The following is a 12,700-nucleotide window of genomic DNA, read 5'->3' as shown; positions in this document are numbered from 1 at the left end:
GGAGACTGTGCCTTGTTCAATAAACGAAAGACTGCCCAATTGCAGGTGAATGCCGCCACCCTGATGACGCTGCGCCAGCGTCAACTCCCAGTGATGCAGACCTGCCAAGCCAAACTCGTACAAGGCACACGGCAGTTACAGACCACGGGGAAGATGACAGCCACCCTGATCTATGCGTGGTTCGGCCTCGAAGCATTGGCCGATACCCATGCGGCAGCGATGCGGGCGTTAACGGACAAACACGATTTTGGAGCCCAGATACTGGCACAGGGCAGCATTGAGATGGCGGTCGACGTCCTCTATCTGCTTGGCGACCAGGAGGGAGATCGCATCGCGGCCGCATTGCGACACCATATCGACGCCCAGATCGCCCGCTTCAAGGCATGGCAGGTGGCGCAACCGGAAGATACCCTCGCCAGCCAATGGGCAAATAGATTGGCATCCGACAGCCGCAAGACCTCTTGGTACGCCGATGCTCCCCACTGGCCCGACCTGGGAGCCCGGGCCGATGCCGCAGAAGTCGGTCGCTGGATTCACCCGGTGATGGCGTCGGCGGCAAACGCCACACAGCTATTGGCCGCCGGCGCGCAAAATTTCCTGCTCTGCGAACAGGGGGCGCCTGACCTGCAAAGAGGCAAGCACGCCTATCGCTCGGCGAAAATAAGGTCAGATGCGGCCTACATGGAAGCCGTCGGGTTGTATCTGTTCGCCCAGGCGCTGCATGCCATCGCCACAATTCTGGGAGATAAGATGGCTCTTACGATTGCGCAATCGGCTGTCAAGAAAATGGACACTCTACTGGTCGAACACCAGAAATTTGTCGAGGCACGCCAGAACGACGACAACGTCCATATGAAGTTCTTGTAATAAACAGGGAGCAAGCCGAAATCCACACACAAACAGTGGGCGAGTTGATCGCCCACTCAAGATTGGCACCAAGTCACAGGTAACGCCACATGCGGCCCTCAGGTGGACCGAAACCACCCTACACTGCAAGAAACGCTCAGCCGCGCAAGCGCGCTAGCACCGCGCGTGTCACCGGGTCGGCGACCTCGGTGGCTTTGCCTTGCAACGCCGGCAACAATTGGCTGGCCAACTGCTTGCCTAGTTCCACGCCGAACTGGTCGAACGCGTTGATCCCCCAGATCACCGATTGCACGTACACGCTGTGTTCGTACATCGCGATCAGCGCACCCAACGCTTGCGGGGTCAACGCATCAAGCAGGATCAGCGTGCTCGGACGGCCACCGGGGTAGTCGCGGGCCGGATCGTCGCTGCCCTGCCCGTTGGCCAGCGCCTCGGTCTGCGCCAGCAGGTTGGCCAGCAAGGCTTGGTGGTTGACGGTATACGGGTCGTCGCTGCGCACGCAGCCGATGAAGTCGGCCGGCACGATGCTGGTGCCCTGGTGCAGCGCCTGGAAGAAGCTGTGCTGCACATCGGTCCCCGCACCGCCCCACCACACCGGCACGGTGTCGGACTGGACCGAACTGCCGTCCAGACGCACGCGCTTGCCCAGGCTCTCCATCACCAACTGCTGCAGATACGCCGGCAACAATGCCAGCCGCTGGTCGTAGGTCATCACCGCCTGCGTCGCATGACCGAGCACGTTGCGGTTCCACAGCGTGGTCAAGGCATGCAGTACCGCCACGTTCTGCTGCAACGGCGCGTTCAAGGCGTGATCGTCGAACTGCGCCGCGCCGGCCAGCAATTGCTCGAACGCATCGGCACCGATCGCCAGCGCGATGGGGAAACCAACCGCCGACCACAACGAATAGCGGCCACCGACCCAATCCCACATCGGCAGCACGCGTCCGGCGGCGATGTCGAACGCCTTGGCCGCACGCTCGGGATTGGCACTGACCGCGTACAGGCGCTCGCTGCCACCGAGCCAATCACGCAGGATTTGCCCGTTGAGCAGGGTTTCCTGCGTACCAAAGGTCTTGGAAATCAGCACGCCGGCGGTACGCGCCGGGTCCAGCGTGGCAAGCGTGCGCTGCATCGCCGCGCCGTCCACGTTGGACACGAAATGCACACGGAAGCGAGCGCCGCTGACCGGACGCAACGCATCGGCGACCAGACGCGGCCCCAGGTCGGAACCGCCGATGCCGACGCTGACGATGTCGGTGACCTCGGTCTGGGCCAACGCGGCAATCAGCGCACTCATGCGCTGCTGCACCTGGCGCGCGCTGGCGTGCGCCTGGCTGGCCACCGCCGCATCGGTGAGATCGCCGCGCAAGGCCGTGTGCAACGCGGCGCGGCCCTCGGTGACATTGACCGTTTCACCGCGGAACAGGCGCTGGAACGCACCGGCGACATCGTGCTCGGCAGCCAGCGCCAACAACGCCTGCAGCGCCGCGCGGTCGTATTTTTGCCGGGCGAAATTGAAGTACAGCGGCCCGACCTGCAGGGCCAAGGCATCGGCACGGCCAGGTTCGGCCGCGAGCAGTTCGGGAAGGCGCGCCCCGCGCAGGCGCTGGGCGTGGGAGAGCAGTGCGTCGAAACCGGTGGACTGTGTCATGCGGCCTGCTTTGGAATGCTGTGGTTGGTGTGAGTAATCGCGTTGTTGCCGTCCACGTACACCAGAGTCGGCTGGAAGCGCGCGGCCTCTTCCTCGCTCATGCTGGCGAAGGCAGCGATGATGACGAGATCGCCGACCTGCACATGGCGTGCCGCGCCACCGTTGAGCGAGATGATGCCACTACCCTCGTCGGCACGGATCGCGTAGGTGCTCAGGCGCGCGCCGTTGGTGACGTCCCAGATATGCACCTGCTCGAACTCGCGAATCCCGGTGGCATCCAGCAGCAGTCCGTCGATCGCGACCGATCCTTCGTAGTTGAGTTCGGAATGGGTGACGGTGGCGCGATGGATCTTGGTTTTCAACAGGCTCAGTTGCATGCGGACGGCACTGCGGTCAGGAAAGGCGTGCAGTTTAGCAGTCGAGGGGTGCGGCGGCGTCCGCTCCTCGCCGCAGTAGCCTGGCGGCCAACGGCTCAGAACTCCAGGTTGTCGATCAACCGGGTCCGCCCCAGGCGCGCGGCGATCAGCGCCACGCGCGGGCCGGCCCGATCCTGCGGTTCGCTCAGGTCGGGCCGGCGCAGCACCGTGTAATCCACCTCGAAACCAACCGCCTGCAACTGCGCGGCCGCCGCCGCCTCCACCTGCGCGCGCGCAAGCCCGGCCAGATGGCCCTCGCGCATCGCCTGCAGGGTGCGGTGGATGTGCGCCGCGCGCGGCCGCTCCTCGGCGGACAGATACTGGTTACGCGAGCTCATCGCCAGGCCGTCGGCATCGCGCACGATGGCCCCGCCGATGATCTGGATCGGGAATGCGAGGTCGGCGACCATCTGCCGGATCACCGCCAGTTGTTGATAATCCTTTTTGCCGAACACGGCCAAGTCAGGCTGCACCTGGTTGAACAGACGCGCGACCACCGTGCAGACGCCATCGAAATGACCGGGACGGCACGCGCCTTCCAGCACCTCGCTCACACCCGGGGTATGCATACGCAAGGCCAGCTCCACGCCCAAGGGATACATGCTCTCCACGGTCGGCAGCCACAGTACGTCGCAACCGGCTTGGTACAGCCCGCTGGTGTCGGCCTCGGGCGTGCGCGGGTAGCGGGTGAAGTCCTCGTTTGGCCCGAACTGGGTCGGATTGACGAACACGCTGGACACCACGCGGTCGGCCTGCTGCCGGGCCAAGGTCACCAGCGAGAAATGCCCCGGGTGCAGATTGCCCATGGTCGGGACAAAGGCCACGCGCAGGCCCTGCCGCTTCCAATCACTGACGACCGCTCGCAAGCTCGCCAGTTCGGTGATGGTCTGGATCATTGGGCGTAGGCGTGTTCGGCGTCGGGGAAAGTCCCGGCGCGTACCGCCTCGGCATACGCGCGCGCCGCACCGGCGACAGAGCCGCCTTCGGCCAGGAAATCCTTGACGAAGCGCGGACGGCGGTGACCGCTGTCCAGACCGAGAAAGTCGTGCATCACCAACACCTGGCCGTCGCACCCGGGGCCGGCGCCGATGCCGATCGTGGGAATGGTCAGCTCGGCGGTGATGCGTGCGGCCAGCGGCGACGGCACGCATTCCAGCACCACCAGCGCGGCGCCGGCGGCAGCCACGGCGTTGGCATCCTCGCGCAGTTTGGCGGCGGCGGCGGCCTCGCGGCCCTGTACCTTATAACCGCCGAAGGTCAACACCGATTGCGGGGTCAGCCCCAGATGCGCGCAGACCGGGATATCGCGTTCGCTAAGGAAACGGATCACCTCGAGCTTGTAACCGGCACCTTCCAACTTGACCATTTCCGCCCCGGCCTGCAACAGCCGTGTCGCCGCATCCAAGGCACGTTCGGGCGTGGCATCGGACTGGAACGGCAGGTCGGCGACCAGCAGCGCCCGTTGCAACACCCGCGCCACCGCCGCGGTGTGGTAGGCGATATCGTCCACACTGACAGGAAGGGTCGAATCGTGGCCCTGCACCACCATGCCCAGCGAATCGCCGATCAGGATCATGTCCACGCCACTGGCGTCGAACACGCGGGCGAAGCCGGCATCGTAGGCCGTCAACATCACCAGCTTCTGCTGGCGGCGCTTGGCATCGGCCAGGGCGGGAACGGTCCAGGGCTTGCTGTCGGCGTGGCTGCTCATAAGCTCATGTGCGGCGGTAATGAGCCGACCATTATCTACCGATTGGCACGATTGCGCTGGTGTCGATGCGCTCGCATGCTTCGCGCACCGTGCCATGGCCGGGAATCGTCACCCCGGCAGCGATCTCGGCCAGCGGCAGCAGCGCGAAACCACGCGCGTGCAGGAACGGATGCGGCACCTGCAGCCCAGGAAGGTCGATCACCGCCTCAGCGTACAGCAACAGATCCAAGTCCAGGGTACGCGGCCCCCAGCGCTCGGCCGGATGGCGCTGCCGGCCATGCCGGGTTTCCAACGCAAGCAGAGCCTGCAATAACGCCGAAGCCGATAGCCCGGTTGACACCAGCGCGGCGGCATTGATGAAATCCGGCTGCGCCTGATTGCCCCAGGCTGGGCTTCGGTACAACTGCGAGGCACATAGCAGGCGCGTTTGCGGCAGCGTGTCCAATGCGGCCAATCCCGCGCGTAGTGTCGCCACAGCGTCGCCGAGGTTGCCACCTAAGCCAATGCAGGCATGGACAGGGGCAACGGCACCCGCGCTCACTCGACGGGAGCGGCGGCATCCGGACGCCGCCGACGACGCCGACGGCGCTTGGGAGTTTCTTCGCTATCGGCCGGTGGTGCCAAGGGCAGTTCGTCGCCGACATAGTCGATCTCCGGATCGAAGCCGCGCGGTGGCGGCGCGTAACCCGGCTGTTGTTGCAGTTCGCGCCAATACGCGATATCGGCAGCGTGCTCGTCGGAAGCGGATTGGCGCACGATCAGAAAATCGAACGCGGCACGGAAACGCGGGTGCGACAGCGTCCGCATCACCCGCTTGCGCTGACGCGAGCTGAAACGCGATTGCAACAACCAGATTTCCTGCATCGGCAGCGAAAAGCGCCGCGGCAGCGCCACGGTCCCCAATTGATGCAAGGTCACCCGGTCGGCGGCACGGCGCTGGGCCTCTTCCGTCTGCATGCCTTGCTTTTGCAGGGTCATCAGCGCGCGGCAGTAGGCTGGCCACAATAGCAACGCGAACAAGAACGCCGGCGACACCGGTTCGTCGTTAGCAACCCGCGTATCGGTGTTGCGAAGACCATCGATCAACATCCGTCGTAACGCACCACTGCGGTTGGAATGCAGCGCCGCTGTACTTTCCGGAAACAGCGCGGCAAGCAAGCCGTGCCGCTCCAGTCCTTCGAAGCTAGCCACGCCGTGGCCGGACAGAAACAGCTTGAGTACCTCCTCGAACAGCCGCGCTGGCGCCGCTTCGGCCAGTAACCCCGCCAGACGCGGGATCGGTTCGGCGGTACCGGCATCGATCTGGAAACCGAGCTTGGCCGCCAGCCGCACCGCGCGCAACATACGCACCGGATCCTCGCGATAGCGCTGCTCGGGATCGCCGATCAACTTCATCAGCCGCGCCTGCACGTCCTCGAAGCCACCGGTGTAGTCGCGCACCGAGAAATCCTCGATGGCGTAATACAAGGCATTGCAGGTGAAATCGCGGCGGAGCGCGTCGTCCTCGATGCTGCCGTAAACGTTGTCGCGAACCAAACGACCATTGTCGAGCTCGCGGTCGCCGCTGCCGTCGTCAACATTTGCGCGGAAGGTAGCGACCTCGATGATTTCGCGGCCATAGACCACGTGCGCCAGACGGAAGCGCCGCCCGATCAAACGGCAGTTGCGAAAAAGCTGCTTGACCTGCTCGGGGGTGGCGTCGGTGGCGACATCGAAATCCTTTGGCTGCCACTGGACCAGCAAATCGCGGACCGCGCCGCCAACCAGATAGGCGCCGAAACCGGCTTCGCGCAACCTATACAGCACGCGCAGAGCGTTGGGGCTGATGTCCTTGCGCGAGATCGTGTGCTGATCGCGTGGGATCACGCACGGGGTGAACGGCGGTGGAACTGGCGGATTGATGATGGCGCTTCCGTATCGGGTTGCAGGATTGCCGAAGGGCGGCGTGGCCCATATACTAGCGCGCTGCAATCGCGCGACCAAACGCTCCCTTCGTCTAGTGGTTAGGACATGGCCCTCTCAAGGCTAAAACAGGGGTTCGAGCCCCCTAGGGAGCGCCATTTTCGCCTGATCTGCCGCCGATGCGTCAAAAGAAAACCCCGCCTCGGCGGGGTTTTGTGTCTACGCGGTCGGCATCTGCCGAACTTGCCGGTTCACTGGATCAGCGCATCGCCTCGACAGGTCTGCTCGACGTCAGCGCGGCCTCGGCCACCGCATCGTGCGCATGCAGGCTCTCCAGATGACGGACCTGCACCTGTACATCCGCATGGCGTGCGCCCAGCGCCTGCTGCAAGCGCCGAGCGGCATCCTCCACGTACATCAGGTTGGCGCCATTACGGCGGGCGAACTCCTGTTCGTCGGCACGCCGCACCGCCGCCTGTACCGGCGTGGCCAGCGCCTGCTCGACCAGGTCGATCAGGGCCTCCACGTCAAAGCCCAAGGCAAGTGTGGAGACGCCGACCTGCACCGCCGCCACACTCCGCTGACTGTGCGGGGTGGCGTAACTACCATACTGTGCGAGCCAGTCGGCAACCGCCTCGCGCGGCAGCAAAACCTGCTCGGCATGATCGCGCAAGAACGCCTCGCTGAGCAGCTGCCGCGCCAGCGCCGCAGAACACGGACAGGTGGAGGAATACAACACCTCCACGCCCAACGTGATGCGAACCATCCCCTGGCAAAACTCCGAATCGATCCGCAGCGGATACGCCTTCCACCCGGCCAAGCCTTCGCTACGCAGGGCCGGACTACGCCGCAGCAGGCTGCTACGCAACGACAGCCGCGCGGCTGTGGAAGCGCAGTCGGCATGGCTATCGACCATCTCGCGCAGCAGCTGTGCCAACCGCGACGGGGTCAGCGGCTGCTGCGCATGCGCATCCAGCAAACGGTATAGGCGCGACATGTGGATGCCCTTGGCCTGGGTCGATGGCAGATCGACGTACAGCGCAGCCAGCGCGGCCAGCGGTGCGCTGCTCTGGCCTTCGTCAAAGCGAATCGGCATGGCAATGCCATCCATGCCCACCCAGCGCAGCGGCGCGGCGATCGCAGAAGGTTCGTCGGTGGCGACATCGGGCAACGGCAAGCGGATCGGCAGGTTCATCGGTTCTTGGCAGTTTGGAAAAAAGGAGCCATCGGCGACAGCGGCAGCGGCTCAGGCATGCAATGGGAAAGCCTGGAAATAGTCGTCGATCCCCAGGAGCAACGATTGCGCCAATTCGTCCTGATGACGATCCGTGATCAAGCGCCTGCAATCATCCTGGTTGCTCATGAAGCCAGTTTCGACCAGCAGCGACGGGATGTCCGGTGACTTGAGCACGGCGAAACCGGCCTGTCCGACTTCGTCTTGGTGCAGACGAGTCACCTGTTGCAGGCGCCCGAGCATGGTTTTGCCGAACTGCAGGCTGGACGCGATGGTGCCACTCATCGACAGATCCACCAACACCTTGGACAACACCGGGTCCTTCTGCCGTAGATAACGTTCGGCGGCACTGGCATAGCGGTCGGCACTGTTCTCGCTGTCGGCGATCCAGCGCGCCAGCGCGGAACTGGAGCCATTCTCCGACAGGGCGTAGACCGAGGCTCCCTGGGCGCTGCGATTGGGGGCGGCGTCGGCATGGATGGATACGAACAGATCGGCATTGCGCTGATGCGCAATCACCACCCGCTCGTGCAACGGCACGAAACGGTCGTCGCTGCGGATCAGCGTCGGTCGGTAGCGTGGATCGGCCTGCAACGCCTGGTACAGGCGCCCCGCCACGCCCATCGCCACATGCTTCTCGTAGCGCGCATCGGCACTGACCGCACCCGGATCCTTGCCGCCGTGGCCGGCGTCGATAGCAACCACGCGTGGCCGCGAGGTCACGACGATGGCGCTACGCGGCGGCGGCGCAACCGTAGCGGCTGCCTGCGCTGCCGTATCGGCGACGGTGTCCGCCGCGGAAGAAGCCGGCCCTAGATCCAGCAACAATTGCGCAGGGGTATCGGGTGCGGTCGCGTCCCAGTGCGCGTGGGCCGCCACCGGCTGGCGCAGGTCCAATACCAAGCGTAGGCCATTGTGCTGCGTACCACTGCGGATTGCAGCGACCACACTGTCCTGTGCCGACATCGCGATCGGCGGCGGCATCGCATCGACACCAGCCAGATCGACGACCAATCGTTCCGGTGCAGACAGCGCGAACACGCGGTAGTCCACGACAGCATCCAGCTGCAGACGCAGTTGCAGACGCCCCGACGCGGTTTCCAGCACGCAAGCCGATACCCGCGGCACCGCGGCGCGCGCGAATCCCGGCATCCACAGCATCGCCGCGCCCGCGCCGGCCAAGCCCAGCCACTCACGGCGATTCATACCAGACCTGGGCATAGCATGGGTTCAACGTAGACGAATACGGCACACGCAACGCAACGAGCAGGCACGAAGGCAACCCATTATTTTATAATTGTTATAAAGTAACATAAATACATGCCGCTGTCTTTGTGACTATGTTGGATGCAGCTCATCCGCCATCATCACAAAATTCTACGGGGTCGTAGACAAGTTCGCACTGACATCGAATCGTATTACATGCGTGACTGAAGCTGTCTTTCCCACAGCGAGTCACGCCCATGCATCTCCCCGCATTTCGTAGAACCCTGCTGGCCATCGCACTGTGCAGCAGCATTGCCAACGCTGCTGCCATGCCTGGCAACGACTGGGTCGCCACCGCGACCGCCAGCCAAGTAGTCGCCGGTCATCCCATCGCGCAACCGAACCAGTCACTGACGCCGGCGCCATTGGACGCCACTTTGGAGATCAGTATCCTGCTGCACCCCACAGACCAGGCGGCGCTGCAACGGGCCACCGCAGCACTGACTGCGCAGGTCGTGAGCGATCCCACACTGCGCGCACGAGTAAAAGCCCTCGCGATGCCGAACGTCACCGACGTACAACGGGTCAAGGACTATCTGCTAGGCAAGGGCATCAGCGACGTCCGCGTGGCCGGCAACGGCAGGCTGCTGCAGGCCAAGGCGAGCGTAGCCGCGATCCAAACCGCGTTCGACACCGCGATCCGCAGCTACACCGATAACGGCCAGCGTTACTACGTCAACGATGGGGCGGCCAAGGTGCCGGCCGCGTTGGCCGGCAGTGTGGCCGGCGTACTCGGTTTGGACAACATACGCAACGCGGCGACGCCGAAGATCACCACACAGCAGGCCATGCAGACCATCGCATCGACGCAAGCGGCAACGCAGGCGACGCCGGACCTAGTGCCGGTGACGCACCAGGTGGAAGACCTGCCCATCCTGTACGACGCTGCCAGCCTGCCGGCGGCGACCAGCACCACCGCAGCGATCATCGCGGTCGGTAACATGGGCGAGACCTTGCGGCACCTGGCCAGCTTCCAGGCGCAGCACAACCTGCACACGATGGTGCGCGTGGTGCAGACCGGCGATCCTGCCTCGCCCGGCTACCGACCGACCGGCTCCCTCTCGGCCGACATCGAGTGGGATATTGACACCCAGTTGCTGATCGGCACGTCCGGCGGACTGAAAACGCTGATCATTTACAACGTGCCAGACTTTTCCTGGAAGAGCATCATCGACGGCATGCAGCGCGCGGCCGACGACGACCAGGCGCGGGTGATCAGCGTCTCGATCTATGGTTCGGAAGCACAGGTCTATCAGGACACCTTGCAGGCGGTGAATGCGGCGCTGAACCAGGCGGTGAGCAATGGCCAGAACTTCGTGTTCTCCAGCGGCGACGACGGCATCTATATGCCGCTGAGCTCCACTTCCACTCCGCCCTACTATCCGGACCTAACGAACCATCCGGAACAGCGCGAAGTCGCCTTCCCAGCCTCCAGCCCGTACGTGATCGCGGTCGGCGCAACCGAGCTGCGCACCCCGGCCGGCGCCCCCACCACGTATGGCGAGGAGGTAGTCTGGAACGCTCATCGCAACTACGGCATCACCCAGGGCGGGCTCAGCAAGATGTACAGAGCACCGAGCTGGCAGAAGCGCGTAATCCCGAACATGGTCGCCAATGGCTACCGCGCGGTGCCCGACGTCAGCTTCAACGGCTCGGGCGACAGCAGTGCATATGTTCTGCAGACTGGCAACACCTACGGGACCGAGGTCAGCACCTATGCCTACGGGACCAGCGCCGCGGCGCCAACCTTCGCCGGCCTGCTCGCACGGGTCCTGCAAGTCAATGGCAACCGGGTGGGCTTCGTCGGCCCGGCGTTGTATGACTATGCCAAGAACGCGAACAGCAAGTACGACGTCCTAATCGGCGACAACGGCATGTATCGCGACGGCTACAGCGCCGGCCCGGGTTGGGACTATGCGTCCGGCTGGGGCAGCGTGGACATGCTCGCCTTTAGCCGCTACCTGCAGTCGCATTGAGTCGGACGCGGCGCGCACGATACGCGCGCCGCTCCCGGTGACGCCGGCGCGCCTCGCACGCGCCGGCACCGGGGTCAGCCCTGCATCTGCTCCAGTTCCTTGCCCTTGGTCTCGTACACGTACTTGAGCACGAAAAACACCGACAGGAACGCGGCGACGCTGTAAATACCGTAGGCGCCGGCCAAGCCGATGCTGCCAAGCAGAACCGGGAAGGTCACGGTGATCGCGAAGTTGGACGTCCATTGCGCGGCACCGGCCACCGCCAGGCCCGAGCCACGGATCTGGTTGGGGAACATCTCGCCCAGCATCACCCACATCACCGGTCCCCAGGACATGTTGAAGAAGACCACGTAGACATTGGCCGCAACCAGCGCCAACCGGCCCATGCCCGGGGACATCGCCAGCTTGCCGGCCGCATCCAGCGAGGCACTGGCGAAGGCGATGGTGACCAACGCCAACGCCAACGCCATGCCTGCCGAACCGATCCACAGCAGCGGCTTGCGCCCGATCTTGTCGATCAACACGACGGTGATCAGGCAGGCACCGATACTCAGCGCGCCGGACAGCACGTTGATCAGCAGTGCGTCGCTCTCGGAAAAACCCACCGCCTGCCACAGCACCGCGCCGTAGTAGAACACCACATTGATACCGACCAACTGCTGGAAAGTCGCCAGACCGATGCCGACCCACACGATCGGCCGGATCTTGCCGGTGACCTGGCTGATCAGGTCCGACAGCCGCGGCTTGTGCAGGTCGGCCGACAACGAAGCGGAGATCTCGGTCAGCTTGGTCTGCGCCGTACTGGCGCCATACAGCCGCGTCAGCACAGTCAAAGCTTGCTCGCGGCGGCCCTTCACCACCAGAAAGCGCGGGCTTTCCGGAATCACCAGCAACAGCAGCAGAAAGGCCGCCGATGGCAGCGCCTGCATCCAGAACATCCAACGCCACGCCGGCTGCTCCAGCCACAGCGCCTGGGTAGAAACGCCAGCGGCCTTGGCCAACAGGTAATTACTGAGAAAAGCGCAGAACAGACCACCGATGATGGCGATCTGCTGCACGGTGGCCAGACGCCCGCGGTAGCGCGCCGAAGCGACCTCGGCGATATAGGCCGGCGACATCACACTGGCCGCCCCGACGGCGAAGCCGCCCATCATCCGCGCGCACACGAACAGCAGCGAGTTATGCGCCGCACCGGCCCCCAACGCCGACAACAGGAACAGCGCCGCAGAGACGATCAACACCGTGCGCCGCCCCCAGCGATCGGCCAACGAGCCGGCGAGGAACGCGCCAACCGCGCAGCCAAGCAGCATCGAGGCGACCTCGAAACCGGTACCGGCGGAACTGGACTGGAACGTCTGCCTTAGGCCGTCGACGGTGCCGTTGATGACACCGCTATCGAAGCCGAACAGAAAGCCGCCGATGGTGGCAACGCAACTGATCAGGATGATGAGGCGGGTGTTCTCGCCCGCGTCGGCGTGGCGATCGATCGAAACACTGGACATGGATTCACCTGATGGCATGCAAGAAGGAGACAGCCGGCGCGGGGAAAACAGCATGACGCTGCGGCGGCGCACCGGCCACCGCAGCACACCGCATCAACGCAGCAGATACTGGTTGATCAGGTTCTCGTAGGCTTCCTGGCGGCCACTGCGCTGCGTCGGTTCGCCGACCTTGCCC

The 12,700-nt window shown here is 64.3% G+C and carries 12 protein-coding genes and 1 tRNA gene; 3 read left to right on the top strand and 10 right to left on the bottom strand.

Annotated features, from left to right (window positions below; translation table 11 throughout):
• Nucleotides 1-12: 12 nt before the first annotated feature.
• The gene (locus tag XalbCFBP2523_RS00060; protein WP_146083992.1) at nt 13-867 is read left to right on the top strand and encodes a hypothetical protein; all 855 of its coding nucleotides are present in this window, start codon (nt 13-15) and stop codon (nt 865-867) included.
• 136 nt (nt 868-1,003) lie between these two features.
• On the opposite strand, the gene pgi is transcribed toward XalbCFBP2523_RS00060, so the two are convergent.
• From pgi to pcnB, 6 genes are all read right to left on the bottom strand, one after another.
• Entirely contained in the window at nt 1,004-2,518 is a 1,515-nt protein-coding gene (pgi, locus tag XalbCFBP2523_RS00055; RefSeq protein WP_045765585.1) for a glucose-6-phosphate isomerase, read from the bottom strand.
• Nucleotides 2,515-2,895, bottom strand: coding sequence for an aspartate 1-decarboxylase (panD, locus tag XalbCFBP2523_RS00050; RefSeq protein ID WP_045765584.1), 381 nt, complete (start codon nt 2,893-2,895; stop codon nt 2,515-2,517). The genes pgi and panD overlap by 4 nt, the downstream gene beginning before the upstream one ends.
• Nucleotides 2,896-2,990: 95 nt before the next feature.
• Entirely contained in the window at nt 2,991-3,830 is an 840-nt protein-coding gene (gene panC, locus XalbCFBP2523_RS00045; protein WP_045765583.1) for a pantoate--beta-alanine ligase, read from the bottom strand.
• Nucleotides 3,827-4,645 carry a 3-methyl-2-oxobutanoate hydroxymethyltransferase gene (gene panB, locus XalbCFBP2523_RS00040; RefSeq protein WP_012915719.1) on the bottom strand — a complete coding sequence of 273 codons (819 nt, stop codon included), beginning with the start codon at nt 4,643-4,645 and terminating at the stop codon, nt 3,827-3,829. The genes panC and panB overlap by 4 nt, the downstream gene beginning before the upstream one ends.
• 31 nt (nt 4,646-4,676) lie before the next feature.
• The gene (gene folK / locus XalbCFBP2523_RS00035) at nt 4,677-5,186 is read right to left on the bottom strand and encodes a 2-amino-4-hydroxy-6-hydroxymethyldihydropteridine diphosphokinase (RefSeq protein WP_045765582.1); all 510 of its coding nucleotides are present in this window, start codon (nt 5,184-5,186) and stop codon (nt 4,677-4,679) included.
• Nucleotides 5,183-6,601, bottom strand: coding sequence for a polynucleotide adenylyltransferase PcnB (pcnB, locus tag XalbCFBP2523_RS00030; protein ID WP_080928195.1), 1,419 nt, complete (start codon nt 6,599-6,601; stop codon nt 5,183-5,185). The genes folK and pcnB overlap by 4 nt, the downstream gene beginning before the upstream one ends.
• 29 nt (nt 6,602-6,630) lie before the next feature.
• Between pcnB and XalbCFBP2523_RS00025 the strand changes: the two genes are divergently transcribed.
• A tRNA-Glu gene (locus tag XalbCFBP2523_RS00025) sits at nt 6,631-6,705 on the top strand.
• A gap of 101 nt (nt 6,706-6,806) precedes the next feature.
• Here the strand turns inward: XalbCFBP2523_RS00025 and folE2 are convergent.
• Together folE2 and XalbCFBP2523_RS00015 are read right to left on the bottom strand one after the other, a co-directional pair.
• Entirely contained in the window at nt 6,807-7,730 is a 924-nt protein-coding gene (gene folE2 / locus XalbCFBP2523_RS00020; protein WP_196296901.1) for a GTP cyclohydrolase FolE2, read from the bottom strand.
• Between the two features lie 63 nt (nt 7,731-7,793).
• Nucleotides 7,794-8,987: an N-acetylmuramoyl-L-alanine amidase gene (locus XalbCFBP2523_RS00015; protein WP_045765580.1), complete on the bottom strand. Its 1,194-nt coding sequence runs from the start codon at nt 8,985-8,987 to the stop codon at nt 7,794-7,796.
• Nucleotides 8,988-9,244: 257 nt separating this feature from the next.
• On the opposite strand from XalbCFBP2523_RS00015, the gene XalbCFBP2523_RS00010 reads away from it, so the two are divergent.
• Entirely contained in the window at nt 9,245-11,023 is a 1,779-nt protein-coding gene (locus XalbCFBP2523_RS00010) for a S53 family peptidase (RefSeq protein ID WP_045765579.1), read from the top strand.
• Between the two features lie 74 nt (nt 11,024-11,097).
• Here XalbCFBP2523_RS00010 and XalbCFBP2523_RS00005 read toward each other — a convergent pair whose 3' ends face one another.
• Nucleotides 11,098-12,525 carry a sugar porter family MFS transporter gene (locus XalbCFBP2523_RS00005; protein ID WP_045757936.1) on the bottom strand — a complete coding sequence of 476 codons (1,428 nt, stop codon included), beginning with the start codon at nt 12,523-12,525 and terminating at the stop codon, nt 11,098-11,100.
• Between the two features lie 93 nt (nt 12,526-12,618).
• Nucleotides 12,619-12,700 (bottom strand): hypothetical protein (locus XalbCFBP2523_RS17510; RefSeq protein ID WP_488175800.1); only part of this gene is annotated, 82 nt, incomplete at its 5' end.

Origin of the sequence: Xanthomonas albilineans, from assembly GCF_002939705.1 — a bacterium.
GTDB classification, from domain to species: Bacteria; Pseudomonadota; Gammaproteobacteria; order Xanthomonadales; family Xanthomonadaceae; genus Xanthomonas_A; species Xanthomonas_A albilineans.
This window is presented reverse-complemented; position numbering and strand designations above follow the sequence as displayed.

Bases quoted from the DNA above. Each gene is read 5' to 3' on its own strand.
- pgi (WP_045765585.1), bottom strand. From the start codon at position 2,518: ATGACACAGTCCACCGGTTTCGACGCACTGCTCTCCCACGCCCAGCGC.
- panD (WP_045765584.1), bottom strand. From the start codon at position 2,895: ATGCAACTGAGCCTGTTGAAAACCAAGATCCATCGCGCCACCGTCACC.
- panC (WP_045765583.1), bottom strand. From the start codon at position 3,830: ATGATCCAGACCATCACCGAACTGGCGAGCTTGCGAGCGGTCGTCAGT.
- panB (WP_012915719.1), bottom strand. From the start codon at position 4,645: ATGAGCAGCCACGCCGACAGCAAGCCCTGGACCGTTCCCGCCCTGGCC.
- XalbCFBP2523_RS00015 (WP_045765580.1), bottom strand. From the start codon at position 8,987: ATGAATCGCCGTGAGTGGCTGGGCTTGGCCGGCGCGGGCGCGGCGATG.
- XalbCFBP2523_RS00010 (WP_045765579.1), top strand. From the start codon at position 9,245: ATGCATCTCCCCGCATTTCGTAGAACCCTGCTGGCCATCGCACTGTGC.
- XalbCFBP2523_RS00005 (WP_045757936.1), bottom strand. From the start codon at position 12,525: ATGTCCAGTGTTTCGATCGATCGCCACGCCGACGCGGGCGAGAACACC.